This is a genomic window from Variovorax sp. 160MFSha2.1 (assembly GCF_048305075.1).
Lineage (GTDB): Bacteria > Pseudomonadota > Gammaproteobacteria > Burkholderiales > Burkholderiaceae_C > Variovorax > Variovorax guangxiensis.
In genome coordinates this window covers 6,379,163-6,402,942 of sequence record NZ_CP157624.1, presented here as the reverse complement: position 1 = coordinate 6,402,942, position 23,780 = coordinate 6,379,163, and the positions used below count along the sequence as shown (strand labels likewise).

The window sequence follows — 23,780 nt, the reverse complement described above, 5'->3', positions numbered from 1 at the left end:
AATGACTTCCTCCGCCTGGGGCCTGCTGGCCCTTTTCCTCGTCCTGCTGGGCGTGCTCGCATGGCCGGTCGGCAAGTTCCTTGCCGCGCTGTGCAACGAGCGCGTGCCGCGCTGGATGCAGCGCATCGAGGCGACGCTCTACAAGCTCGCGGGCACGAAGCCCGAGCAGTCGATGCACTGGCTGCGCTATGCCTTCGCGCTGCTGGCCTTCAATGCCATCGGCGCGATCTTCGTCTATGCGCTGCAGCGCCTGCAGGCATGGCTGCCGCTCAACCCCGCGGGCATGGCGGCCGTGTCGCCCGACTCGGCCTTCAACACCGCGGTGAGCTTCGTGGCCAACACCAACTGGCAAGGCTATGCCGGCGAGTCGACCATGAGCTATCTCACGCAGATGCTCGGGCTCGCGGTGCAGAACTTCTTCTCCGCCGCCACCGGCATCGCGGTGGCCTTCGCGCTGGTGCGCGGCTTCGCGCGCCGGGGCGACGGCAAGGGGCTGGTGGGCAACTTCTGGGCCGACATCACGCGCGTCACACTGTGGGTGCTGGTGCCGATCTCCTTCGTGCTGGCCGTGGTCTTCGCGGGCCAGGGCGTGATCCAGAACTTCGACGCCTACAAGGAGGTGAGCACGCTCGAGACCACCGCCTTCCAGCAGCCGAAGAACGGCGCCGACGGCCAGCCGCTGAAGGATGACAAGGGCCAGCCGGTGATGGAAGACGCCACCACCAAGACGCAGACGCTCGCCATGGGCCCGGTCGCTTCGCAGGAAGCGATCAAGATGCTGGGCACCAACGGCGGCGGCTTCTTCAACGCCAACTCGGCGCATCCTTACGAGAACCCGACGGCGCTGGTGAACCTGCTGCAGATGCTCGCGATCTTCCTGATTCCGGCGGCGCTGTGCTTCACCTTCGGCCACGTGGTGGGCGACATGCGCCAGGGCTGGGCGGTGCTCGCGGCGATGACGGTGATGTTCGTCGTTGCAGTCATCGTCATCACGCCCGCCGAGCAGGCCGGCAACCCGCTGCTGACCCCGCTGGGCGTCGACCAGATGCATGGCGCGCTGCAGGCCGGCGGCAACATGGAAGGCAAGGAAGTGCGCTTCGGCATCGATGCCTCATCGCTCTTCGCCGCCATCACCACGGCCGCCTCGTGCGGCGCGGTCAACGGCATGCACGACTCGCTCACCCCGATCGGCGGCATGGTGCCGCTGGTGCTGATGCAGCTCGGCGAAGTGGTGTTCGGCGGCGTGGGCTCGGGCCTGTACGGCATGCTGATCTTCGCGATGCTCGCGGTGTTCATCGCCGGCCTGATGATCGGCCGCACGCCCGAGTACCTCGGCAAGAAGATCGAGGTGCGCGAGATGAAGCTGATCTCCATCGCCATCCTGGTCACGCCGATCCTGGTGCTGGCCGGCACCGCGGTGGCGGTGATCGCGGGCGCGGGCAAGGCGGGCATCGCCAACCCCGGCGCGCACGGCTTCTCCGAAATCCTGTACGCGCTGACCTCGGCCGCCAACAACAACGGCAGCGCCTTCGCGGGCCTGTCTGCCAACACGCCCTTCTACAACGGCCTGCTCGCGCTCGCGATGTGGCTCGGCCGCTTCGCGATGATCGTGCCGGTGCTCGCCGTGGCGGGCGCGCTGGCCGCCAAGAAGCGCCTGCCCGTCACCAGCGGCACGCTGCCCACGCACGGCCCGCTGTTCGTCTCGCTGCTGATCGGCACGGTGCTGCTGGTCGGCCTGCTCAACTATGTGCCGGCATTGGCCCTGGGCCCGATCGTCGAGCACCTGGTGCTCTGGAAGTAAGGAGCCCGCCATGACCGCCAATACAAAAACCTCTCTCTCGCTCTTCGACGCGGCGCTGGTCAGGCCCGCGCTGTGGGCCGCCTTCGCCAAGCTCGACCCGCGCGTCCAGTGGCGCAACCCGGTGATGTTCATCGTGTACATCGGGAGCATCCTCACGACGGTGCTCTGGGTGCATGCGCTGAGCTTCCCGGGCGACACCGGCATGAAGCCCGCCTTCGTGCTGGCCGTGACCATCTGGCTGTGGTTCACCGTGCTGTTCGCCAACTTCGCCGAGGCGCTGGCCGAAGGCCGCAGCAAGGCGCAGGCCGCCTCGCTGCGCGGGCTACGCAAGGACACCTGGGCCAAGAAGCTGCAGGAGCCGCACCATGGCGCGCAGTGGCTGCCCGAACAGGCGCCCAACCTGCGCAAGGGCGACGTCGTGCTGGTCGAGACCGGCGACGTGATTCCGCTCGACGGCGAAGTGATCGAAGGCGTGGCCTCGGTCGACGAGAGCGCCATCACCGGCGAATCGGCACCCGTGGTGCGCGAATCGGGCGGCGACTTCTCGGCCGTGACCGGCGGCACCCGCGTGCTGTCCGACTGGCTGGTGGTGCGCATCTCGGTGAACCCGGGCGAGTCGTTCCTCGACCGCATGATCGGCATGGTCGAGGCCGCCAAGCGCCAGAAGACGCCGAACGAGATCGCGCTGACCATCCTGCTGGTGGCGCTGACCATCGTGTTCCTGGTGGTCACGGTCACGCTGCTGCCTTTCTCCATCTTCAGCGTGGAGGCCGCGGGTGCGGGCACGGTGGTGTCGCTCACCGCGCTGGTCGCGCTGCTGGTGTGCCTGATTCCGACCACCATCGGCGGCCTGCTGTCGGCCGTGGGCGTGGCCGGCATGAGCCGCATGATGCAGGCCAACGTGATCGCCACCTCGGGTCGCGCGGTCGAAGCCGCCGGCGACGTCGACGTGCTGCTGCTCGACAAGACCGGCACCATCACGCACGGCAACCGCCAGGCCAGCGCCTTCCTGCCTGCGCCGGGCGTGACCAAGGCGCGGCTCGCTCGCGCCGCGATGATCGCCTCGCTGGCCGACGAGACCCCCGAGGGCCGCAGCATCGTCGAGCTCGCGCGCCGCGAAGGCCTGGAACCGACGCCGGTGGAGGGCGCCCGCTTCGTCGCCTTCACCGCGCAGACGCGCATGAGCGGCGCCGACCTGCCGGCCGCCCCCAACAGCCTGGACACCGACCCCGTGCTGCTGCGCAAGGGCGCGGTCGACGCGGTGCGCCGCCACGTCGAGGCCATCGGCGGCACGGCCGCGCCCGAGGTGCTGCGCGCAGCCGAGGAAGCCGCGCGCCGTGGCAGCACGCCGCTGGCGGTGGCCGAGGGCAACCGCGTGCTCGGCATCGTCGAGCTCAAGGACATCGTCAAGACCGACATCAAGGAGCGCTTCGCCGAGCTGCGCCGCATGGGCATCAAGACGGTGATGATCACCGGCGACAACAAGCTCACGGCCGCTGCCATCGCCGCAGAGGCCGGCGTGGACGACTTCCTGGCCGAGGCCACGCCCGAGGACAAGCTCGCGCTGATCCGCCAGTACCAGTCCGAAGGCCGCCTCGTGGCCATGACCGGCGACGGCACCAACGACGCCCCTGCGCTCGCGCAGGCCGACGTGGCCGTGGCCATGGGCAGCGGCACGCAGGCCGCCAAGGAGGCCGGCAACATGGTCGACCTCGACTCCAACCCGACCAAGCTGCTGGAAGTGGTGGAGACCGGCAAGGCGCTCCTGATGACACGCGGCTCGCTCACCACCTTCTCGATCGCGAACGACGTGGCGAAGTACTTCGCCATCATCCCGGCGATCTTCATCTCGACCTACCCGCAGCTGGGCGCGCTCAACGTGATGCGGCTCGCGAGCCCGTCGTCGGCCATCCTGAGCGCGGTGATCTTCAACGCGCTGGTGATCGTGTTCCTTATCCCGCTGGCGCTCAAGGGCGTGCGCTACCGGCCGGTGGGTGCCGCTGCGCTGCTGCGCCGCAACCTGGCCATCTACGGCCTGGGCGGCCTGCTCGTGCCCTTCATCGGCATCAAGCTGATCGACTGGCTGCTCGTGGCCGTCCATCTCGTCTGAGGAGTATTCCGTCATGAACAACAACACCATCAACGGCAATGGCTGCGAGGGCGGTATCGTCCGCCCCGCGCTCGTGCTCTTCGTGCTGCTGAGCGCGCTCACCGGCCTGATCTACCCGATAGCCGTCACCGGCGTCGCGAAGGCGGCGTTTCCCGATCAGGCGGCGGGCAGCCTGGTCGTGCTCGACGGCACCACCGTCGGCTCGAAGCTCATCGGCCAGAACTTCAGCGATCCGAAGCATTTCTGGGGCCGGCCGTCGGCCACCGCGCCGCAGCCCTACAACGCGAGCGCCTCGGGCGGCTCCAACCAGGGTCCGCTCAACCCCGCGCTGACCGATGCGGTGAAGGCGCGCGTGGAAGCGCTGCGCGCAGCCGACCCGGACAACGCGGCGCGGGTGCCGGTCGACCTCGTCACGGCCTCGGCCAGCGGGCTCGATCCCGACATCAGCCCCGCCGCCGCGCAGTACCAGGCGGCGCGCGTGGCGCGCGTGCGCGGCATGCCGCTCGCGCAGGTGCAGTCGCTGATCGACAGGAACACGCAGCAGCCCCTGCTGGGCTTCCTGGGCGAGCCGCGCGTCAACGTGCTGGCGCTGAACATCGCGCTGGACGCCGCCTCCGGTTCATTCAGTCCTTCGACACCGCGTTGAGGAGAAACAAGCCATGGCCTATGCCGCTTATCGAGAACATCCCGGTGCGCCGAGAACGCGCGCTTCCATGAACACCGGCAAGGGCAACGGCAGCCCGTTCTACGTGCTCGACGTCACGGTCTGCTGCGCCGATGCCCTGCGCGTGCGCCGCAGCATCGCCGGCTGCCCCGAGGCCGGCGTGGTGCGCTGCGAGCCGCTGCTGCATGCCTGCAGCTCGCAGGAAAGCGATGCGCCCTGCGTGCGCCTGATGATGCGCCTGCCGCTCGCGCGCTATGCCGACGTGCTGCACCGGCTGGTCGAATGCGTCCCCTCGGGCGAGATCGGCCGGCTCGTGAGCTGGCGCGAGCACCTCGCGCGCTGCGGCCTGCGCCATGGCCACTGACCTGCTGATGGCACTGCTGGCCATGGCGGCGCTCTTCGTGCCGCTGGGCTTCGCCTGGTGGATGCTGTCGCGCACCGCGCGGCGCCACCAGCGTTCGCGCCGCAAGGACGGCCCGATGCGCTAACCTGTGCCGCCGATGAACGACGTGCTCCGCCCCGACCCCGACGCGCTGCTCGCGCAGCTGCGCAGCGACGAGGCGCGCGCCCAGCGCGGCAAGCTGCGCATCTACTTCGGCGCCAGCGCGGGCGTCGGCAAGACATGGGCCATGCTCAGCGCGGCGCAGCGCGAGCGGGCCGCGGGGCGCGACGTGCTGATCGGCGTGGTCGAGACCCATGGCCGCAGCGAGACCGCCGCGCTGCTTGCGGGGCTCGAGGCGCTGCCGCTGCGCGAGCTGGGTTACCGCGGGCGCACGCTCGCCGAGTTCGACCTCGACGCAGCGCTCGCGCGCAAGCCCGCCGTGCTGCTGGTCGACGAGCTGGCCCACACCAACGCCCCCGGCTCGCGCCACGCCAAGCGCTGGCAGGACGTGCAGGAGCTGCTGTCCGCCGGCATCGAGGTGTGGTCCGCGCTCAACGTGCAGCACCTCGAGAGCCTCAACGGCACGGTCGGCGCCATCACCGGCGTGCGCGTGCACGAGACCGTGCCCGACACCGTGCTCGACGAGGCCGACGAGGTGGTGCTGGTCGACGTCACGCCCGACGAGCTCACCGCGCGGCTCGCGGCCGGCAAGGTCTACCTGCCGCAGCAGGCCGAGCGTGCGGCGCAGAACTTCTTCCGCAAGGGCAACCTCATCGCCCTGCGCGAGATCGCGCTGCGGCGCACCGCCGAGCACGTGGAAGACGACGTGCGCGGCTGGCGTGTGGAGCAATCGGGGGCGGTCGGAAGCGGGCGCGACCTGCAGGCCTGGAACACATCGGGCGCGATCCTCGCGTGCGTCGGCCCGCACGAAGGCGCGGCGCAGACGGTGCGCACGGCGGCGCGGCTCGCAGGCCAGCTCAACGTGCGCTGGCATGCGGTCTACGTCGAGACGCCCCGGCTGCAGCGGCTGGCCGCGGCGGAGCGCGACCGCATCCTCGCGGTGCTCAAGCTGGCGGAAGAATTGGGCGCGGCCACAGCCGTTCTCACCGGCTCCGACGTGGCCGAGCAGCTGGCCGAACAGGCGAGGCGCCTGAACTGCGCCACGCTGGTGCTGGGCCGCCCGCAGCCCGAGGCCGGCTGGCGGCGCTGGCGGCCCGGGAAGACGGTGCCGCTCGCGCGCACGCTGGCGCAGCGCGCGCCGGCGCTCGACATCATGGAAGTCGCGCCCGCCGAAAGCTCGCGCCGGCTCTCTCGCGCGCCGCTGCAGGGCGCGAGCATCGACAGCGACGACCACGAGAAGGCGCCCATCCACTGGCCCGGCTATGCATGGGCGACGGCCACAAGCGTCGCGCTCACGCTGGTGTGCACGCCGCTGGCCAACGTGCTGGAGCTGTCGAACATCGTCATGCTGTTCCTGCTCGGCGTGGTGGGCGTGGCGATGCGCTTCGGGCGCGGGCCGTCGGCGCTGGCGGCGTTGCTCAACGTCGCGGCCTTCGACTATTTCTTCGTGCCGCCGCGCCTGTCGTTCGCGGTGAGCGACGTGCAGTACGTGCTGACCTTCGCGATCATGCTCGGCGTGGGCCTGCTGGTGGGGCAGCTCACGGCCGGGCTGCGCTTCGCGGCGGGCGTGTCGACCAGCCGCGAGCGGCGCGCGCGTTCGCTGTTCGAGCTCACGCGCGAGCTGTCGGCGGCGCTGGAGAGCTCGCAGGTGGTCGCGCTCGGCACGGCCGCCGTGCGGGGCCATTTCGGCGGCGATGCGCTGGTGCTGGTGACCGACGCGGCCGACCAGCTCGTGATGCCCGCCGACGCGCCCGAGGGCTTCGATGCGCAGGTGGCCGACTGGGCCTTCCGCCATGGCCAGAGCGCGGGCCTCGCCACCGCCACCCTCGCGGCCCAGCCCTGGCACTACGTGCCGCTGCGCGCGCCGATGCGCGTGCGCGGCGTGCTCGCGCTCTCGCCCGCGCAGCCGCGCTGGCTGCTCATTCCCGAGCAGGCGCAGCAGCTCGACACGCTGGCGCGGCAGATCGCCATCGCGCTGGAGCGCGTGCACTACGTCGAGGTGGCGCAGCAGGCCGTGGTCGAAATGGAGTCGGAGCGGCTGCGCAACGCGCTGCTCGGCGCCATCTCGCACGACGTGCGCACGCCGCTCACCGCGCTCATCGCGCTGGCCGAGTCGCTGCAGACATTGCCGCCCGAGGAACACGCCAACGCCGCGCGCGCCATCGTCGCGCAGGCGCACGAGCTGCATGCGCTGGTGAGCAACCTGCTCGACATGGCGCGGCTCGAAAGCGGCATCGCCGGCGGCGCGGTGAACCTGCGGCGCGACTGGCAGTCGGTGGAAGAGGTGGTGGGCTCGGCCATCCGCGCGGCGCGCACCTCGCTGGGCGGCACCGTGGTGCAGACCGCGCTCGACCCCGAGCTGCCGCTGGTCGAGTTCGACGCGGTGCTCATCGAGCGCGTGCTGGTCAACCTGCTGGAGAACGCCACCAAGTACGGCGCGCCGCCCATCGTGGTCGGCGCGCGTGCCGAGCCCGGCGCGCTGGTGCTGACCGTGCGCGACCACGGCCCCGGCCTGCCGGCCGCGCTGCTGGGCCACGAGCAGAAGCTCTTCGACAAGTTCACGCGCGGCGAGGCCGAATCCGCCACGCCGGGCGTGGGCCTGGGCCTGGCGATCTGCAAGGCGGTGGTGAGCGCGCATGGGGGCGAGATCGCCGCCGAGAATGCGCGCGATGGCGGTGCAGAATTCACCGTCACGCTCCCACGGCGTGAGCCACCCGAGCCTGCCGAAGCCCAACTCTGAACCCATGCCTTCTCCCACCGCCATCGTGATCGAAGACGAGCCGCAGATCCGCCGGTTCGTGCGCGGCGCGCTCGAGGCCGAGGGCTGGCTGGTGCACGAGGCCGGCACCCTGCGCGACGGCCTCGCCGCGGCCGGCACTCGCCAGCCCGACCTGCTGGTGCTCGACCTCGGTCTGCCCGACGGCGATGGCGTCTCGCTGATCCGCGACGTGCGCGGCTGGTCGGCGGTGCCGATCATCGTGCTGTCGGCACGCACCGACGAAGCCGACAAGATCGCCGCCCTCGACGCCGGCGCCGACGACTATCTCACCAAGCCCTTCGGCACCGGCGAGCTCCTGGCCCGCGTGCGCGCCAACCTGCGCCGCCCGCGTGCCGCCAGCAGCACGGAAGAAGCGGCACCCGAGGCGCTGTTCCGCTTCGGCGAGATCGAACTCGACCGCTCCGCGCGCCTCGTGCGTCGCGCCGGCGCCGAGGTGCACCTCACGCCGACCGAATACCGCCTGCTGTCGGTGCTCGTCGCGAACGCGGGACGCGTGCTGACGCAGCGCCAGCTGCTGCGCGAAGTGTGGGGCCCCTCGTACACCGACCAGAGCCACTACCTGCGGATCTACATGGGGCACCTGCGGCAGAAGCTGGAGGCTGATCCGGCGCAGCCGAAGCATCTGCTGACGGAGACGGCGGTGGGGTATCGGCTGGTCGTTTAGTTCTTACTGGGACGGCGGCGAGCGCTACGCCGATTCCTGAGGCCGCTCCGGGTATTACTCCCTCTCCCTCCGGGAGAGGGTTGGGGTGAGGGCGACGGCATCAACGACACGACAAGCCCGGTAAGCGGCGCGGCGCGTTCGGCCCCTCTGTGCCGCCGAGGAGCGCAGCGTTTCGCGGACAAGGGCTCGCAGCTGTTTGAGCGAAGCGAGTTCTGCGAGACCCCGCGAAACGTGAGCACCGCAGGGAAGCCGCGAAGCGGCCGGCATAGTGGGGACGAGCGTGCCGTGTCGCTTACCGGGCGCGAGGCGAATCAGGCCTTGTTCGGATTCAGCAGGAACTTCTCCCCCGTAGCCTGCTTGCCATACACGCCGATGGCATCGAGCTGCAGCATCTCCACCAGCGACACCTCTCGCGTGTAGTGGCTTGCGAAAGTCGTCTTCAGTTCGGCGACCACGCGGGCCTTCAGGCGCTGCGTGCCGGCGTCGCCAAGGCGCTGCAGGAAGGGGAACAGCAGCCAGCCGCCCATGCCCCAGGTCATGCCGAAGTTGCGCACGACCTCGGTCGGGCTGCGGTCGAGGCCGCCGTAGATGTAGACCTGCTTGTGGGTGTTGGAGCCGTAGCGGCTGTATTCCTTGGCGGTGCGGTTGATGGCCGCTTCCATGCAGCCGAGGATCTGGCCAGCGAGCTTGCCGCCGCCGATGGCGTCGAAGGCCAGGGTGGCGCCGGTCTCGGCGAGGGCCTGGGTCAGGTCCTCGATGAAGGTGGGCGAGCTCGAATTGCACACGTACTTGGCGCCGAGGCCGCGCAGCAGGTCTTCCTGGTCCTGCTTGCGCACGATGTTGACGAGGGCGATGCCGTCCTTCTGGCAGATCTTGTTGAGCATCTGGCCGAGGTTGGACGCGGCGGCGGTGTGCACCAGGGCCTTGTGGCCTTCCATGCGCATGGTCTCGACCATGCTCAGCGAGGTGAGGGGGTTGACGAAGCACGAGGCGCCTTCGGCCGGCGTGGTGCCCGCCGGCAGCTCCATGCACTGGGCGGCGGCGAGGCAGCGGTACTGCGAATACATCGCGCCGCCGATGGCGGCCACCGTCTTGCCGAGCAGCGCCTGCGCCTGCGGCGAGGAGCCTGCCTTCACCACCACGCCCGCGCCTTCGTTGCCGACGGGCATCGATTCGTCGAGCCGCGCCTTCATGGCGGGCAGCACGCGCTCGGGCACGGTGGCGGTGACGACGGGGCGATCGGCGGTGCCGGAGGCCTTGGCGGTGCTCATGTCGGCCGCGCCGAAAAGCAGGCCCAGGTCGGACGGATTGAGCGGCGAGGCCTCGACGCGGATCACCACTTCGTGGACCTGCGGCTCGGGGATGGGGTCGTCGTGCAGCGAGAGTTCGAGTTCGCCGCTGGAACGAATGAGGGAGCGGATTTGCAGTGCCATGGGAGGTCCCTTCTGGTCAGGTTCGCGGATGGCCTTCGGCCACGGGGCGGCCAGTATAGGAGCGGGTTCCGCGGCCTGCTGGCGCCTTCAGGACACCACCGGAATCGCAGGCGCCTGGGCCAGCGCGTCGCGCATGGCGGCCGGGTCGAGCCGCTCGATGTAGCGCGGGATGTTGCGCCACAGCGTGTGGTAGCCGTAGCCGCCGCGCAGCATCTCCTGGCGGGCGCTGTCCTTGTCCCAGTCCTGCAGCGCCATGCGGTAGACCGCCGCGACCACGCCGGTGCGGTCGGCGCCGTGCATGCAGTGGATGAGCACCGGGCCCTGCTTCTCGGCCGCGCGGATGGCCTGCAGCGCGCGCAGCACCTTCGCGTCGTCGATGGACCAGGTGTTGATCGGCACGCGCACCAGCCGGATGCCGCTGCCGGCGAACACCTTGCGGTCGTCGTTGAATGAACGCAGGCTCACTACGGTGCGGATGCCCAGCGACTGCAGCGCGGCAAGGTTCGAGCGCTTCGGCTGCGCGCTGCGGTACAGCGTGGGCGTGATGCGGTGCAGGTTCTCCACGCCCAGCGCGTCCAGCGGATCGGCCCAATGGCCGGGGCGTGGTGCGTCGGCGATGGGCTCCTGCCCGCGTTCCCTGCGTTTTCTTCTGCTGCTGCTCATCGGTTGCCCTTGCGCGGCCAGTGCCGCGTCGCCAGGATGATCGCCGCCACCGCGAGCCCGCCCCAGTAGTCCACGGGCGCGCCCCAAAGCCAGTGCTTGTGCCAGAAAGCGTCCACCGGGTTGAAGCGCTCCCAGCCGAAGGCCGGGTTGATGAGGAACCAGGTGAAGTCCTCGCAGACCCAGAACACGATCAGGCCCGCCACCGCCAACCCCACGTCGCGCCAGGTCCAGCGGCCGTTGAAGGCCAGCGGCGAGAAGAACACCAGCGCCATGAAGGTGAAGACCCAGGCGTGATAACCCGTCATCGCGCGGCCGCCCCAGAAGATGTCGAGCCAGATGCTGTTCTCGATGCGCCATGTGGGAAGCGATGTGGCCCAGCCGGCGCCGCCTTCGATCTGGATCTCGGCGTTGGCGAAGAAGAAGGCCATGACGATGACCCAGGCGAGGTAGCCGAGCGTGCGGGCCACGTTCGTCTTTTCGGTGGCGGGGCTCATGCGGGCGTCCCGAGAACGTGATGCAGCACCGATCGCGCCGCCTGCGGCTTGCCCAGCGTGCGGCTGCGAGTCGCCATGCTCGCGAGCTTGGCGGCATCAGCCATGAGGCGCGCCACTTTGTAGTCGAGGCCGATGGAGTCGTAGGCGAGCCATGCGGCGCCTTCCTCCATGAGGAAGCCGGCGTTGTGTTCTTCCTGCCCCGGAATCGGCGAGATCAGCAGCATCGGCTTGCCCAGCGCCAGGCATTCCGAAACGGTGAGGCCGCCGGGCTTGGTCACCACCAGGTCGGACGCTGCCATCATTCTGTGCATCTCGTTGGTGAAGCCGATGGCCGCCACGCGGCCCGGGTGGCGCCTGGCCAGCGCTTCGAGCCTGCCGTGCGCCTCCGCGTTGCGGCCCGCCACGGCGATCACCTGGAAGTCGTTCGGCTTCCCGTCGGGCCCGCCCATGCCGAGCACGCGCTCGACCATGCTCGGCAGGTCGCCGACGCCGGCGCCGCCCGACACCATGAGCAGCACCGGCCGCGAAGGGTCGAGGCCAAGTCCGGCCACGCAGGCGTCACGCGCCAGCGCGGGCGCATCGGGTTCGGAGAAGGCGGGCATCACCGGAATGCCCGTGACGTGGATGCGCTCGGCCGGAATGCCGCGCGCCCGCAGGCGGAAGCCCACTTCCTCCGTCGCGGCCAGGTAGCCCGTCATGCCCGGTACCAGCCACATGTTGTGCAGGTCGTAGTCGGTGATCTGCAGCCACACCGGGTAGTCGATGCGACCCCGGTTGCGCTCGCGCATCAGCAGCTCGGCGGGCAGGAAGTGCGTGCAGATCACCGCGTCGGGCTTCTCGCGGCGGATCTCGCGCACCAGCGCGCCGGTGCTCAGTCGCTCGATGCCGCGGCGCAGGCGCTGCGAGGGCGCATGGTGCGGCGTGACGTCGGTGCGCTGGTGCAGGTACGACCACAGCTCGGGCGCGCGATTCACGAGCTGGATGTACCAGTCGGTGTAGACCTTGCGGAACCCCGCGGCCACGTGGGCCATCGCGTCGATGTGGACCGCCGTGCAGGGCGGAGCGAGGGACTGCGCGGTGGCGGCGAGCGCCTGTGCTGCACGCACGTGGCCGTTGCCGGCACTCACGCTGAGGATCAGGAGTTTGGTCATGGAATCCGGGAGTTGCGCGGATTATGGCGATGCCGTGTGGCAGCCGATTCCGCGCACTCCCGGGGCACGACCCCGCAGGCTCAAAGCGGCGCGCGCGAGGTGATCAGCTGGCCGACGCCGGCAGCAGCCCGCTCACGCACAGCCTCGAAGCTGGTGCTCTCCACGATGCGCCCGTTCTCGAACACGGTCTGCAGCAGATCGGCCTGGTCAGGTCCGAGCGTTTCCTCGCGCAGGGTACGCACCTCGCCACCTTCGCCGCGCACCAGCGCAAGCCGCCCCTTCTTCGAAGCCTTGCCTACGTCTCCAACAGGCGACTTGTACACGTCGCGCCACTCGCCGTTCACCTGCATCGCCGAGCACTTCATCGCCCACTGCATGGTGTCGCGGTTGACCTGCTGCAGCAGCCCGCCGCCCATGCCGAAGGCGATGTTCTCCGCCGAGAAACCGTTGTGATAGAAGTTCGACAGGCACAGCCGCAGCGAGTCGAGCGTCACGCCGTCGCCCTGGATGATGCGCACGTTGTTCAGCACGCGGAAACCCTTGGCGTTGGTCGTGGTGCCGAAGCGGTCGGCCAGGATGCGCGCAACCTGCAACGTGGTCTCGGCCGGGTCGCCCGAATCGGGCCGCACCACCAGCGTCGCGCCCGAGGCCACCACCTTCGCCTTCAGCTCCTCGCCCCAGATGCGGGCGCAGGCGTTGAAGATGTCGTAGCTGTCGCTCACTACCGCGAAGGTCGCACCGGGCTTGCCGAACTGATCGACCATGTTGCTGTACGCGTCCGATTCATGCTCCCGGCCCCAGCCCGTGATGGTGCTGTGCTCGGCTGCGGGAATCGAGAAGCCCGCCACGTCGCAGTCGTAGTAGCGGCGCGCGGCGACCAGCGCGGCCAGCGTGTCGGTGCCCATGAAGTTCACCAGGTGCGCCATGCCGCCGAGCGCGGCCGATTCGAGGCTCGACACGCCGCGCGCGCCGAAATCGTGCAGCCTGAAGGCGATCTGCCCCTGCGGGTCGTCGCAGGTCGCTTCCAGGTAGCGCAGCAGCGTGGTGCGCGCGGCGGCCGAGAGCGTGGCCACCGTGGTGGGGTACCAGATGGCGCGCAGCAGCTCGGTCTCGAGGAAGCTGGTGACCCAGAAGAACTCGGGGTCGGTGTTCTCGATGGTCGCGAGCACGTTGTGCACCGGCGTCACGCTGCCTTCGGGCACGGCGCGGATGCGCACCGGCATCAGCCCGCCGTGCTTCTCGATCAGCCGCAGCCAGCCCTCGCGGTTGAAGGGCTCGCCGTGCACGGCCATGAGAGCGGCGGCTTCCTCGACGTCGTCGCGCGTCACCGGCGTCTGCAGGTATTCGCGCAGGTAGGCCTGCAGCCCGAAGAACAGCGAGTGGCTGAAGATGCCGCCGCGAGACTCGATGTAGCTGTACACCGTCTGCGTGCCGGGCGGGTACTGCATCCAGTGCGAGACCTTGTACGAGTCGGTGCGCAGCAGCAGGTTGTTGCCCAGGGGCGTGGAGGTGAGATTGCGGTTCATGTGAAAGCTCCTTTCACGTTGGCCCCGTCAACCGGGGCCGTTCTTGCTGACAAGGCCGGGGCATTCAGTTCTTGCCCAGCCCACCCAAAAAGTGATTCGCGATGAAGAAGTGGTCTTCGTAGATGCGCTCCTGCATGTCGAGGAACTCGGCGATGGGCACCCAGCGCACCTCGGCCGCGTCGTCGTCGGCGCGCACTTCCGAAAGGCCCGTCCACTGGTTGTGCGCCAGCTCGAAGAAGAAGCCGTGCGTGATGGTGCGCCCGCGCTGCGAGCGGTCGGGCGCGTCGAACACGTGGCTGGCCTTCATGCTGCCGTTGAGCACGGGCACCGGCACCTTCAGGCGCGTTTCTTCCTTCAGCTCGCGGATGGCCGCGTCCTGCAGACGCTCGTGCTGGCCGACGAAGCCGCCGGGCAGTGCCCAGGTGCCCTTGCCGGGATGGAACTTGCGCTGCACCAGCAGGATGTGGCCGGCCTCGACCACCACGGCATCGACCGTGGTGTAGATCGGCGGGAATTCGCTGCCGGCGTAGCGGTACTTGTCGCGGTAGTCGGCGAGGAAGGCGCGTTCCTCGCAGAGCTCGGCGTAGTCGGCTGTCCGGGTGAACTGGTCGAGAAAGGCCGCGGTGCCGTCGGGCAGGTCGGCGCGGGAGAGCTGGCCGCGGTTCTCGGGGTCGAAGTAGAGGCTGCGCACGTCGGTGGCGTTGAGGCTCTCCACGCTGTTCTGGCCGACGAACTCCCAGTGCGGGAAGAGCTTCAGGTAGTAGCTCGACGCGTCCTTCAGGTGGCCCACCAATGCCACCCTGGCCTTGGTGGGCGCGTGGCCGTCCTGCTGGATCAGCCGCTCGACCGCCGACTGGATCGACGCGATCCAGATCTGGTCGTTGTAGGGCGAGTCGCCCACGCCGACCACGCTCACGCGCATCTGCTCGGTGCCGCGCAGGCAGGCGCGCACCATGCGTTCGCGTTCGTCGAAGGTGAATGGGTTCTTGACGCTGCGTGGCTGCCGGTCGGAGCCGACCACCACGATGACCCGTTCGGCGGCGCGAAGGCCTTCTTCGATGAGTCGTTGATGTCCGAAATGAACGGGCTGGAAACGCCCGATGACGATGGCGTACTGGTACTTGCGTGTGCTCACTTGGGAATCCCCCAAAAATGACGCGATCAACTCGCGTCCGGGTTCAGGATAGCATCGGTGCCGCATTCCGATCAAGCCCCGATGACAGAGCCATCTCCTTCCCCCACCGATGCCGTGCGCCTGAACAAGCGCATGGCCGATCTCAAGCTGTGCTCGCGCCGCGAAGCCGACGAATGGATCGCCAACGGCTGGGTGAAGGTCAACGGCAGGCCGGCCGAGATGGGCGTGAAGGTCACGCCGGTCGACCGCATCGAGGTCGACAAGGCCGCGAAGGGCCAGCAGGCCAACCAGGTCACCATCCTCATCAACAAGCCCATCGGCTACGTGAGCGGGCAGGCCGAGGACGGGCACGACCCTGCGGTCAAGCTTTTCACGCCGCAGAACCGCTGGGCCGACGACAACGCCCGCTTCTTCTTCAGCCCCAAGCAGCTGCGCGGCCTGGCGCCTTGCGGCCGGCTCGACATCGATTCCACCGGCCTGCTGGTGATGACGCAGGACGGCCGCATCGCGCGCCAGCTCATCGGCGAGGACTCGACGATGGAGAAGGAGTACCTCGTGCGCGTGGCCTACCACGGCCTGGGCCAGCCCGCGCCCACCGGCCAGCTGGTGCGGCTGGACGACGACGACCCTGTCACCACCAACGTGCAGGCGGTCTTTCCGAAGGCCATGCTCGCGAAGCTGCGCCACGGCCTGAGCCTCGACGGCCAGGCCCTGAAGCCCGCGCGAGTCGACTGGCAGAACCCCGAGCAGCTGCGCTTCGTGCTCACCGAAGGCAAGAAGCGGCAGATCCGCCGCATGTGCGAGCTGGTCGGCCTGAAGGTGGTCGGCCTGAAGCGCGTGCGCATCGGCCGGGTGATGCTCGGCAACCTGCCGCTGGGGCAATGGCGATACCTCGCGCCGCACGAGAAGTTCTGAGCCTGCGCGCGCTGAACCGCGCCACGCTGGCGCGGCAGATGCTGCTGGAGCGGCGCAAGCTGTCGGTGCCTCAGGCCATCGAGCGGCTGGCCGGGCTGCAGGCGCAGGCACCGAATCCGCCCTATATCGGCCTCTGGAGCCGCATCGAAGGCTTCCGGCGCGACCAGCTCACCGAGGCGCTGCGCAGGCGCCGCATCGTTCGCATGTCGACCTTGCGCGCGACGCTGCACCTGATGATCGCGCAGGACGCGCTGGCATGGCGTCCGCTGCTGGAGCCCGTGCACCAGCGTGGCCTGCTGGGCAGCACGCACAAGAAGGAACTCGAAGGGCTCGATCGCGCGGCGGTGATCGCGGCGGGGCGCGCACTGCTCGGCGAACAGCCGCGCACCGGCGCCGAGCTCGGCCAGGCGCTGGGCCTCCGGTGGACCGGCCGCGAAACCGCATCGCTCGCCGCGCTGATCCGCAACAACCTGCCGCTCGTGCACCTGCCCCCGGCCGGCACCTGGAACTCGCACCAGAACGCGGTGCTGCAGCCCCTGGGCGACTGGCTCGGAGAGGCTGTGGAAGCCGCCCCTGCCACGCAGGACGACATGCTGCTGCGCTACCTCGCCGCCTTCGGCCCCGCCACGCTGGCCGATGCCGGCGCATGGTCGGGCCTCACGGGATGGAAGGCGGTTGCCGAACGCCTGCGGCCGCAGTTGCGCGTGTTCGCGGGCGAAGACGGCCAGGAGCTCTTCGACCTGCCCCGCGCGCCGCGCCCCGACCCCGACACGCCCGCGCCGCCGCGCCTGGTGGCCGAGTGGGACAACCTGCTGCTCTCGCATGCCGACCGCAGCCGCATCCTCAGCGAGGCGCATCGCGCCCGCGTGTTCACACTCAATGGCATCGTGCGCGGCACGGTGCTGCTCGACGGCTTCGTGGCGGGCACCTGGAAGATCGAGCGAGGGAAGCTGAAGGGCGGGAACACCGCCACCGTGCTGCTGGAGCCCTTCGGCCGCTGGTCGAAGGCCGACCGCGCCGGGGTGGAGAAGGAAGCTCTCGACCTGCTGGCCTTCGCCTCGGACGGCGAGGGCGAGCGCCACGCCGTGCGCCTGGCCTGACCCGGCCGTGGTCCCGGCCATTGCCCCGCGCCGCGCCCGCCGCCTAAGCGTGCCCTAAGTATTCGTGCCTACTCTGCGCCACGGCGCAGGCTCTTCCGATCATCCCGGTCGCGTGCTACCTTGCGGCCGAAGGAGTCGCCGCGATGCGCGTGCTGTTGGTGGAAGACGATGAAATGATCGGGCGCAGCCTCAAGCAGGCGCTCGAGGGCGCGGGCTGGTCCGCGGACTGGGTGCGCGACGGCGAGCTGGCGCAGAGCGCGCTGGGCGACGGCGGCTACACCTGCGTGCTGCTCGACCTGGGCCTGCCCAGGCAGGACGGCACCGAGGTGCTGCGCCGCGCCCGTGAACGCGGCGACGCCACGCCGGTGCTGGTGCTCACCGCGCGCGACGGCCTGGACGACCGCATCCACAGCCTCGACCTCGGCGCCGACGACTACCTGCTCAAGCCCTTCGAATTCCGCGAACTGCTCGCGCGCATGCGCGCCGTGGTGCGCCGCCGCGACGGGGCCGCGCACTCGCTGGTGGGCAGCGGCGCGCTGCAGCTGGACCTCACCACGCGTGAAGTCGTGGTCAACGGCGCGCGAGAGGCGCTCACCGCGCGTGAGTTCGCGCTGCTGCACGCGCTGCTGGAGCGGCCCGGCGCCATCCTGTCGCGCGAGCAGCTGGAGAACCGCATCTACGGCTGGGGCGAAGAAGTGACCAGCAACGCGATCGACGTGCTGATCCACGGCATGCGCCGCAAGCTCGGCGCCGATGCGATCCGCAACGTGCGCGGACTGGGCTGGCGCGTCGCCGCATGATGATGCTCGCCCGCAGGCTCCACGCACTTCGGGGCCGGGCTGCCGGACTGGCCTGCCGATGAACGCAACCTCGCGCGGCCCGGGCCGCTGGTGGCGGCCGCGATCGCTGCGCACGCAACTGCTGCTGTGGCTCATCACGCTGCACCTGGGCGCGGCCGTGCTCACGGCGTGGTTCTCCTTCATGGCCTACGGCAACCTCGTGCACAACGCGCTGGACGACCAGATGCGCCTCGTGGCCGAGTCGTACGCGGGCAGCGACCCGCAGAAGCTGCCGCGCCCGATGGACGGCGAGGCCGCCTTCTCGCGCGGCGCCTTCATCGTGCAGATCTGGAGCGCCGACGGCAGCACGCTGCGCGCCACATCGTGGCCGGTGCTCACGGTGCCGCTGCAGGCGCGCCCCGGCTTCAGCGACGTGAACACCGGCACGCACTCGGGCTCCGCATGGCGCGTATTCACCGCCGAGCCCGGCTCGCGCGCCGACCAGCCGCGCGTGCAGGTGCTGCAGAACGAGGACTACCGCCGCCGCCGCGCATTGCGCCGCGCGCTGCTGGAAGGACTGCCGATCACGCTGCTGCTGCCGCTGGCGCTGCTGATCCTCTGGATCATCGTGTCGGCCGCGTCGCGTTCGCTGCGCGCGGTGGCGCGCGACGTGGCCTCGCAGGACGAGCGCAGCCCCACCGAGCTGTCGCTCGCGCGCGTGCCCGACGAGATCGCGCCGCTGGTGAGCGCCTTCAACAATCTGCTGTCGCGCGTGCGCAGCGCCTTCGCCACGCAGCGGCGCTTCGTGCAGGACGCGGCGCACGAGCTGCGCACGCCGATGGCCGCCATCGGCCTGCAGATCGAGAACCTGCGCGCGCACGTGCCGGCCGGCGAGGCCACCGAGCGCTTCAATCAGCTGGAGGCGGGCGTCACGCGCGCGCAGCACCTGATCGAGCAGCTGCTGCATCTCTCGCGGCAGGACGCGCCGCGCGTGGGCGGCGCGAACGAGCGCGTCGACATCGAGGTGCTGCTGCGCGACAGCGTGAGCCAGCTGATGGTGCTGGCCGACGCGCGGCGCGTGGACATCGGCTTCGAGGGCGGCATCGCCGCCGTGGTGGTCGCGCCGGTGGCTGAATTGCGCAGCGTGTTCGACAACCTGATCGACAACGCGCTGCGCTACGCGCCCGAAGGCGGCGTGGTCGACGTGAAGCTGCACCAGGTCGAAGGCCACGCGGTGGTCGACGTGCTCGACAACGGCCCCGGCATTCCGCAGGCCGCCATGGGGCGCGTGTTCGACCGCTTCTTCCGCGTGCCGGGTGCGGCGGCGGGCGGCAGCGGGTTGGGGCTGGCGATTGCCCGCACGGCGGCGGAGCGCCATGGACTGCGCATCGAACTGCGCAACCGCACCGATGGGCCGGGGCTGATGGCGCGGGTGCATCTGCCTTGAGTACTGCTGCGCACTGGCAGGCGGTGCGGTCCAAAGCTTTAGAAAAAAGAGCGGCGCTCACGCGCGCCTAACTCTTCGCTCACATCCAACTCAGTCGGCGTGCCTAGAGTGCGTTCAGGTCCTGCCACGCGCAGTTCGCGCGATGGCATGTGACCGGAGACAACCTGCTTCAATCAATCAGGAGAACACACCATGCGCACTTCCTTCAAGCTTCTCGCCGTCGGTTCCCTTGCTGCGCTGGCAGCGGTGGGCACCATCAACGCATCGGCCGAAACCACCGACGGTTCGGACTTCCATCCGCTGCAGATGAATTCGCCCGAGAAGCCCGAGGTCCAGGCCGGCGCCATGGCCGCCGCGCGTCCGACCGGCACCGAGCCCATCGGCCAGTCGACCAGCGCACCCGCGATGAGCTCGACGATGCCGGTGGCCGACATCCAGGCCGGCGCTTATGCGGCGTCGCACCCGACGGGCACCGAGCCGATCGGGCAATCGACTTCACTGCCGATGGTGAAGTCGGGCAGCGGCAGCTGATCCGGAAGGCCAACCGCCGCCGGCCGGTGACGACGGCGATCAGTCGTCGTTGCCGTTGCTGAGCAGTGCGCGATAGATCACCGCGCCGATGATGGCGCCCGCGATGGGCGCTGCCCAGAAGAGCCACAGTTCCGACACCGCATAGGACGGCCCGAAGAGGGCCGGGCCCGTGCTGCGCGCCGGGTTGACCGAGGTGTTGGTCACGGGAATCGAGATCAGGTGGATGAGCGTGAGGCACAGGCCGATGGCCAGCCCCGCGAAGCCGCCGGCCGCGCGCCTGGCAGTGGCACCGAGGATCACGATCAGGAACACGGCCGTCATCACCACTTCGCACAGCAATGCGGCCGTCATGCCGTACTTGCCGGGCGAGTGTTCGCCATAGCCGTTGGTGGCGAAGCCGCCGATGTCCGCGCCAGGCTTGCCGGTGGCGATGAGATAGAGAATGCCCGCCGCCGCGATGGCGCCGAGCACCTGCGCCACGATGTAGCCCGCGAGCTGCGAGGCCTTGAAGCGGCCCGCGGCGGCGAGGCCGATGGACACCGCCGGATTGAAGTGCCCGCCCGAGATCGGGCCCAGTGCGTAGGCCCCTGTCACCACCGTGAGGCCGAAGGCCAGCGAGACGCCGAGCAGGCCGATGCCGACGTTTGGAAAGGCAGCCGCCAGAACTGCGCTTCCGCAGCCTCCGAGCGTGAGCCAGAAAGTACCAATGAACTCGGCAGACCATTTTTTATAGGTACTGTGTTCCATACCGCTCCATCCTGAAGTTGAGAAGGCGCGCATGCCGCCGGGGCGATGCGCGGGCGGATTCTAGGAACGCAAACAGGGAGCGTCGAGCAAGTCGTTGGCACTAACGGAACCTGTTCACGGATGCCGCGGCTTTGTGCATTGCCGCAACTGCGTTGCATCTGCGGCACCAATGGGTTTCGTGATCTTTTACAGCGCCACGACGATCTTTCCGAAGGCGCCGCGCTCCAGATGGTCGAGCGCTTCGGGCAATGCGTAGAAGCAGTAGCTCGCCGCGATCACCGGCTTGAGCGCGTTCGCATCGACGGCGCGCACCAGGTCCTCGAGCGCGCGGCGATGGCCCACGCCGATGCCCTGCACCGTCACGCGGCCCAGCACCATCGCGTAGAACGATGCGCTGAGCGTCTCGCCGCCGAGCATGCCGATGATCGACACGCGCCCACCCTGCTTCACGGCCTGCAGCGAGCGGTCGAGGTTCGGGCCGCTCGCGAGTTCGAGCACGTGGTCGGCGCCGCGCCCCTGCGTGAGGCGGCGCACTTCTGCGGGCCAGTCGCCGTCGCGCGCGAGCACGTGCGTGGCGCCGAGCGCGAGGGCCTGCGCGTGCTTGGCTTCGTCGCCGCCCGTCACCACGATGGCCCGCGCACCGTGCAGCCGCGCGATCTGCAGGCCGAAGAGCGCAACGCCGCCGGTGCCGTGGATCAGCACCGTCTCGCCCGCACGCAGCGCACCGGTCTCTACCAGCGCGAACCATGCGGTGAGGCCCGCGCAGGGCAGGGTGCTGGCTTCGGCCAGGCTCAGCGTCCCGGGCGCGGCCACCGCCCATGCGGCATCGAGCAACACGTGCGAGGCCAGCATGCCGGGGCCGGGCCCGCCGAGCGGCGTGGTGTCGGCATGCCAGTGGCTGTCGATCCAGCCGCCCCAGAAGGTGTTGACGACGCGGTCGCCAACCGCGAAGCGCGTCACGCCAGCACCGATGGCCACCACGGTGCCGGCCATGTCGGAGCCGGGCACGAAGGGCATGCCGATCGCCATGCCCATGCCGTCGCGGATCATCAGCAGGTCGCGGTAGTTGAGGGATACCGCGCCTACCTTCACGAGGATCTGGTTCGCGCTCGGCGTGGGCAGCGGCGCCTCGCCCTGTTCGAGATGGGCGCGGCCGAATTCGGGAAGCTGCCAGCGGCGCAGCGTTCGGGGTTCTTGCATGAAGGTGCTCCAGGGAAAGAAAGACAAGAAGCCTTCATGCTATTGACGATCAAAGATATCCGGTGGTGGATAATTTTCCGATCAATGGCGCCCAAAAGTATCCAATGAGCCAGCGTCTGCAAGGCATAGAAGAGTTCGTCGCGGCGGTGGAGGCGGGCAGCTTCGCGCTGGCCGCGCAGCGTCTGCACGTCACGCGCTCGGCAGTCGCCAAGAGCATCGCGCGGCTCGAATCGCGGCTGGACACGCGGCTCTTCCTGCGCACCACGCGCAGCCAGAGCCTCACGCAGGAGGGCCACGGCTACTACGAGCGCTGCCGCCGCGCGCTCGCCGAGCTCGATGCGGCCGAGGCCATCGCCGACGTGGCGCGCAGCACCGCCTCGGGCCTCGTGCGACTGAGCATGCCGGCGATGCTGGGCCGGCTGAAGGTCGGGCCGCTGCTGCTGGCGCTGGCGCGGCACCATCCGCAGCTGTCGCTGGAGCTCTCGTTCAACGACCGGCGCGTTGATCTTGTCGAGGAGGGACTCGATCTCGCCATCCGCAGCGGCGAGCTCGCCGACAGCGCGGAACTGGTCGCGCGACCGGTCGGCATGCAGTGGATGGTGCTGTGCGCCTCGCCCGGCTACCTGGCCGCGCATGGGCATCCCGCCGGCGTCGACGAGCTGAAAGGGCACGGGGCAGTGCTCTACGCGCGCGACGGGCAGGTCTCGTCCTGGCGCTTCCACGACGCCGAGGGGCGCCTCGTCGAAGTGACGCCGCCCTCGCGGCTGCGCTGCGACAGCGCCGAGGTGCTGCTGGAGGCGGCCGTCGGCGGCATGGGCCTCGCACGGCTGCCGGCATGGCTCGCGGCCGACGCGCTCGCGGCGGGTACGCTGGTGCGCGTGTTCGAAGAGCCCCGGCCCTTCGGCTTCGCGCTGAACGTGATCCGCTCGCGCAGCCGCTACCTGCCGCTGAAGACGCGCGTGGTGACCGACTGGCTGGCCGAGCACCTGCCGCCGTTGCTGGCCGCGCGCTGAACGCCTGTTGGGCGCTATCCTGCGCCTTCCAACAAAGACAACGAGGAGATCCGCGCATGCGCCCAGCCGCCATCCGTCACATCGCCGTCGCCGCAGGCTTCGCCACGGCAGCCCTTCTTGGAGCGTCGAACGCCGCCGCGCAAGGCACGGTCAACGCGCTGTGCAGCACCGATGCCGGCTGGTGCGAGGCGGCAGCCACGGCCTTCACGCGCGAGACCGGCATCAAGGTGCAGCAGGCCCACAAGGGCACCGGCGAGATCGGCGCCCAGCTGCGCGCCGAGGCCGCCAATCCCAAGACAGACATCTGGTGGGGCGGCACCGGCGATCCGTTCCTGCAGGCGGCCGAGCAGGGCCTGCTGGAACCCTACCGCCCGGCCTACATCAACGACCTGCACGACTGGGCGGTGCGGCAGTACGCGCTGTCGCAGAACATGGTGGGCGGCTTCTACACCAGCGCCATCGGCTTCGGTTTCAACACCGACGTGCTCAAGAAGAAAAAGCTGCACGAGCCCAGGTGCTGGGCCGACCTGATCAAGCCCGAATACAAGGGCGAGATCGAGATATCGCATCCCGCCACCAGCGGCACGGCCTACACCATCATTGCGGGGCTGGTGCAGCAGATGGGCGAGGAGGAGGCCTTCGACTATCTGAAGAAGCTGCACAGGAACGTGACCAGCTACACCCGCAGCGGCCAGGCGCAGGCGCCCAACGTGGCCAAGGGCGAGGTGGCCATCGGCGTGAGCTTCATCTTCGGCTTCGAGCGCTGGCGGTATGACAAATTTCCCGTGAAGACCGCCGCGCCCTGCGAGGGCACCGGCTACGAGATCGGCGGCATCGCCCTCGTGAAGGGCGCGCGCAACAAGGAGAACGCCAGGCGCTACTACGACTGGCTGATGAGCCCCGCGGGGCAGGCCATCGGCGGCAAGGCGGGCAGCCTGCAGTCGCCGGCCAACAAGACCTTCAAGCCCGATCCGCGCATCCCGTCGATGGCCGACGTGAAGCTGATCAGGTACGACTTCGAGAAGTACGGCAAGGCGGCCGAGCGCAAGCGCCTCATCGACCGCTGGACGCGCGAGGTGGAGTCGTTGCCTAGATAGGGCTCGCCCCGGCACCGTGAACGATTCTC

Annotated in this window: 22 protein-coding genes; 14 read left to right on the top strand and 8 right to left on the bottom strand. The window is 69.6% G+C overall.

The genetic code is table 11. The annotated features are described in order from the left end of the window. Nucleotide 1: 1 nt before the first annotated feature. The 7 genes from kdpA (at nucleotide 2) to kdpE (ending at nucleotide 8,520) form a co-directional block, all read left to right on the top strand. Nucleotides 2-1,801 (top strand): potassium-transporting ATPase subunit KdpA, encoded by a 1,800-nt coding sequence (gene kdpA / locus ABL838_RS29620; RefSeq protein ID WP_418123189.1) that lies wholly within the window; start codon nucleotides 2-4, stop codon nucleotides 1,799-1,801. 10 nt (nucleotides 1,802-1,811) lie between these two features. Then, on the top strand, nucleotides 1,812-3,911 hold the full coding sequence (gene kdpB, locus ABL838_RS29615; RefSeq protein WP_418123188.1) for a potassium-transporting ATPase subunit KdpB: 2,100 nt from the start codon (nucleotides 1,812-1,814) through the stop codon (nucleotides 3,909-3,911). Between the two features lie 13 nt (nucleotides 3,912-3,924). Continuing rightward, the gene (kdpC, locus tag ABL838_RS29610; RefSeq protein WP_418123186.1) at nucleotides 3,925-4,557 is read left to right on the top strand and encodes a potassium-transporting ATPase subunit KdpC; all 633 of its coding nucleotides are present in this window, start codon (nucleotides 3,925-3,927) and stop codon (nucleotides 4,555-4,557) included. A 67-nt stretch (nucleotides 4,558-4,624) separates the two neighbouring features. Then, nucleotides 4,625-4,939, top strand: coding sequence for a hypothetical protein (locus ABL838_RS29605; protein WP_418123184.1), 315 nt, complete (start codon nucleotides 4,625-4,627; stop codon nucleotides 4,937-4,939). Beyond that, nucleotides 4,929-5,063, top strand: coding sequence for a hypothetical protein (locus ABL838_RS29600; RefSeq protein ID WP_418123183.1), 135 nt, complete (start codon nucleotides 4,929-4,931; stop codon nucleotides 5,061-5,063). Before ABL838_RS29605 ends, ABL838_RS29600 begins: the two co-directional genes overlap by 11 nt. Nucleotides 5,064-5,075: 12 nt before the next feature. Beyond that, complete coding sequence (locus ABL838_RS29595) at nucleotides 5,076-7,817, top strand: DUF4118 domain-containing protein (protein WP_418123181.1); 2,742 nt, start codon at nucleotides 5,076-5,078, stop codon at nucleotides 7,815-7,817. 4 nt (nucleotides 7,818-7,821) lie between these two features. Beyond that, nucleotides 7,822-8,520 (top strand): two-component system response regulator KdpE, encoded by a 699-nt coding sequence (kdpE, locus tag ABL838_RS29590; protein ID WP_184639641.1) that lies wholly within the window; start codon nucleotides 7,822-7,824, stop codon nucleotides 8,518-8,520. A 311-nt stretch (nucleotides 8,521-8,831) separates the two neighbouring features. Here the strand turns inward: kdpE and ABL838_RS29585 are convergent, their stop codons facing one another. The 6 genes from ABL838_RS29585 to ABL838_RS29560 form a co-directional block, all read right to left on the bottom strand. Further along, the gene (locus ABL838_RS29585) at nucleotides 8,832-9,953 is read right to left on the bottom strand and encodes a zinc-binding dehydrogenase (protein ID WP_418123180.1); all 1,122 of its coding nucleotides are present in this window, start codon (nucleotides 9,951-9,953) and stop codon (nucleotides 8,832-8,834) included. An 87-nt stretch (nucleotides 9,954-10,040) separates the two neighbouring features. Continuing rightward, entirely contained in the window at nucleotides 10,041-10,616 is a 576-nt protein-coding gene (locus ABL838_RS29580; protein ID WP_418123178.1) for a dual specificity protein phosphatase family protein, read from the bottom strand. Next, the gene (locus ABL838_RS29575) at nucleotides 10,613-11,110 is read right to left on the bottom strand and encodes a hypothetical protein (RefSeq protein WP_418123177.1); all 498 of its coding nucleotides are present in this window, start codon (nucleotides 11,108-11,110) and stop codon (nucleotides 10,613-10,615) included. The genes ABL838_RS29580 and ABL838_RS29575 overlap by 4 nt, the downstream gene beginning before the upstream one ends. Next, nucleotides 11,107-12,261 carry an MGDG synthase family glycosyltransferase gene (locus ABL838_RS29570; RefSeq protein WP_418123176.1) on the bottom strand — a complete coding sequence of 385 codons (1,155 nt, stop codon included), beginning with the start codon at nucleotides 12,259-12,261 and terminating at the stop codon, nucleotides 11,107-11,109. The genes ABL838_RS29575 and ABL838_RS29570 overlap by 4 nt, the downstream gene beginning before the upstream one ends. 80 nt (nucleotides 12,262-12,341) lie before the next feature. Beyond that, nucleotides 12,342-13,787: a nicotinate phosphoribosyltransferase gene (locus ABL838_RS29565; RefSeq protein ID WP_184639652.1), complete on the bottom strand. Its 1,446-nt coding sequence runs from the start codon at nucleotides 13,785-13,787 to the stop codon at nucleotides 12,342-12,344. Between the two features lie 64 nt (nucleotides 13,788-13,851). Continuing rightward, nucleotides 13,852-14,922: a bifunctional nicotinamide-nucleotide adenylyltransferase/Nudix hydroxylase gene (locus ABL838_RS29560; RefSeq protein ID WP_418123174.1), complete on the bottom strand. Its 1,071-nt coding sequence runs from the start codon at nucleotides 14,920-14,922 to the stop codon at nucleotides 13,852-13,854. 81 nt (nucleotides 14,923-15,003) lie between these two features. Here ABL838_RS29560 and ABL838_RS29555 point away from each other — a divergent pair, with 81 nt between their 5' ends. From ABL838_RS29555 to ABL838_RS29535, 5 genes are all read left to right on the top strand, one after another. Further along, nucleotides 15,004-15,837, top strand: coding sequence for a pseudouridine synthase (locus tag ABL838_RS29555; RefSeq protein ID WP_418123172.1), 834 nt, complete (start codon nucleotides 15,004-15,006; stop codon nucleotides 15,835-15,837). Next, nucleotides 15,804-16,937, top strand: coding sequence for a winged helix DNA-binding domain-containing protein (locus tag ABL838_RS29550; RefSeq protein ID WP_184639656.1), 1,134 nt, complete (start codon nucleotides 15,804-15,806; stop codon nucleotides 16,935-16,937). The genes ABL838_RS29555 and ABL838_RS29550 overlap by 34 nt, the downstream gene beginning before the upstream one ends. A 143-nt stretch (nucleotides 16,938-17,080) precedes the next feature. Further along, a complete protein-coding gene (locus ABL838_RS29545; protein WP_176665079.1) occupies nucleotides 17,081-17,737 on the top strand; it encodes a response regulator transcription factor in 657 nt (218 codons plus the stop codon). Between the two features lie 58 nt (nucleotides 17,738-17,795). After that, the gene (locus ABL838_RS29540) at nucleotides 17,796-19,163 is read left to right on the top strand and encodes a sensor histidine kinase (RefSeq protein WP_418123170.1); all 1,368 of its coding nucleotides are present in this window, start codon (nucleotides 17,796-17,798) and stop codon (nucleotides 19,161-19,163) included. A 192-nt stretch (nucleotides 19,164-19,355) separates the two neighbouring features. Further along, nucleotides 19,356-19,694 (top strand): hypothetical protein, encoded by a 339-nt coding sequence (locus ABL838_RS29535; protein ID WP_369660497.1) that lies wholly within the window; start codon nucleotides 19,356-19,358, stop codon nucleotides 19,692-19,694. 39 nt (nucleotides 19,695-19,733) lie between these two features. Here ABL838_RS29535 and aqpZ read toward each other — a convergent pair whose 3' ends face one another. Together aqpZ and ABL838_RS29525 are read right to left on the bottom strand one after the other, a co-directional pair. Continuing rightward, nucleotides 19,734-20,441, bottom strand: a complete 708-nt coding sequence (aqpZ, locus tag ABL838_RS29530; RefSeq protein WP_126025443.1) for an aquaporin Z — start codon at nucleotides 20,439-20,441, stop codon at nucleotides 19,734-19,736. Nucleotides 20,442-20,627: 186 nt separating this feature from the next. Next, on the bottom strand, nucleotides 20,628-21,641 hold the full coding sequence (locus tag ABL838_RS29525; RefSeq protein WP_418123168.1) for a zinc-dependent alcohol dehydrogenase family protein: 1,014 nt from the start codon (nucleotides 21,639-21,641) through the stop codon (nucleotides 20,628-20,630). A gap of 104 nt (nucleotides 21,642-21,745) precedes the next feature. On the opposite strand from ABL838_RS29525, the gene ABL838_RS29520 reads away from it, so the two are divergent. Beyond that, nucleotides 21,746-22,654, top strand: coding sequence for a LysR family transcriptional regulator (locus ABL838_RS29520; RefSeq protein ID WP_418123166.1), 909 nt, complete (start codon nucleotides 21,746-21,748; stop codon nucleotides 22,652-22,654). A 56-nt stretch (nucleotides 22,655-22,710) separates the two neighbouring features. Continuing rightward, nucleotides 22,711-23,751: an ABC transporter substrate-binding protein gene (locus ABL838_RS29515; RefSeq protein WP_418118309.1), complete on the top strand. Its 1,041-nt coding sequence runs from the start codon at nucleotides 22,711-22,713 to the stop codon at nucleotides 23,749-23,751. Nucleotides 23,752-23,780 lie beyond the last annotated feature (29 nt).

What these genes read in the sequence shown, in the direction of transcription:
- kdpA (WP_418123189.1), top strand. Translation starts at nt 2, where the DNA reads ATGACTTCCTCCGCCTGGGGCCTGCTGGCCCTTTTCCTCGTCCTGCTG.
- kdpB (WP_418123188.1), top strand. Translation starts at nt 1,812, where the DNA reads ATGACCGCCAATACAAAAACCTCTCTCTCGCTCTTCGACGCGGCGCTG.
- kdpC (WP_418123186.1), top strand. Translation starts at nt 3,925, where the DNA reads ATGAACAACAACACCATCAACGGCAATGGCTGCGAGGGCGGTATCGTC.
- ABL838_RS29605 (WP_418123184.1), top strand. Translation starts at nt 4,625, where the DNA reads ATGAACACCGGCAAGGGCAACGGCAGCCCGTTCTACGTGCTCGACGTC.
- ABL838_RS29600 (WP_418123183.1), top strand. Translation starts at nt 4,929, where the DNA reads ATGGCCACTGACCTGCTGATGGCACTGCTGGCCATGGCGGCGCTCTTC.
- ABL838_RS29595 (WP_418123181.1), top strand. Translation starts at nt 5,076, where the DNA reads ATGAACGACGTGCTCCGCCCCGACCCCGACGCGCTGCTCGCGCAGCTG.
- kdpE (WP_184639641.1), top strand. Translation starts at nt 7,822, where the DNA reads ATGCCTTCTCCCACCGCCATCGTGATCGAAGACGAGCCGCAGATCCGC.
- ABL838_RS29585 (WP_418123180.1), bottom strand. Translation starts at nt 9,953, where the DNA reads ATGGCACTGCAAATCCGCTCCCTCATTCGTTCCAGCGGCGAACTCGAA.
- ABL838_RS29580 (WP_418123178.1), bottom strand. Translation starts at nt 10,616, where the DNA reads ATGAGCAGCAGCAGAAGAAAACGCAGGGAACGCGGGCAGGAGCCCATC.
- ABL838_RS29575 (WP_418123177.1), bottom strand. Translation starts at nt 11,110, where the DNA reads ATGAGCCCCGCCACCGAAAAGACGAACGTGGCCCGCACGCTCGGCTAC.
- ABL838_RS29570 (WP_418123176.1), bottom strand. Translation starts at nt 12,261, where the DNA reads ATGACCAAACTCCTGATCCTCAGCGTGAGTGCCGGCAACGGCCACGTG.
- ABL838_RS29565 (WP_184639652.1), bottom strand. Translation starts at nt 13,787, where the DNA reads ATGAACCGCAATCTCACCTCCACGCCCCTGGGCAACAACCTGCTGCTG.
- ABL838_RS29555 (WP_418123172.1), top strand. Translation starts at nt 15,004, where the DNA reads ATGACAGAGCCATCTCCTTCCCCCACCGATGCCGTGCGCCTGAACAAG.
- ABL838_RS29550 (WP_184639656.1), top strand. Translation starts at nt 15,804, where the DNA reads ATGGCGATACCTCGCGCCGCACGAGAAGTTCTGAGCCTGCGCGCGCTG.
- ABL838_RS29545 (WP_176665079.1), top strand. Translation starts at nt 17,081, where the DNA reads ATGCGCGTGCTGTTGGTGGAAGACGATGAAATGATCGGGCGCAGCCTC.
- ABL838_RS29540 (WP_418123170.1), top strand. Translation starts at nt 17,796, where the DNA reads ATGAACGCAACCTCGCGCGGCCCGGGCCGCTGGTGGCGGCCGCGATCG.
- ABL838_RS29535 (WP_369660497.1), top strand. Translation starts at nt 19,356, where the DNA reads ATGCGCACTTCCTTCAAGCTTCTCGCCGTCGGTTCCCTTGCTGCGCTG.
- aqpZ (WP_126025443.1), bottom strand. Translation starts at nt 20,441, where the DNA reads ATGGAACACAGTACCTATAAAAAATGGTCTGCCGAGTTCATTGGTACT.
- ABL838_RS29525 (WP_418123168.1), bottom strand. Translation starts at nt 21,641, where the DNA reads ATGCAAGAACCCCGAACGCTGCGCCGCTGGCAGCTTCCCGAATTCGGC.
- ABL838_RS29520 (WP_418123166.1), top strand. Translation starts at nt 21,746, where the DNA reads ATGAGCCAGCGTCTGCAAGGCATAGAAGAGTTCGTCGCGGCGGTGGAG.
- ABL838_RS29515 (WP_418118309.1), top strand. Translation starts at nt 22,711, where the DNA reads ATGCGCCCAGCCGCCATCCGTCACATCGCCGTCGCCGCAGGCTTCGCC.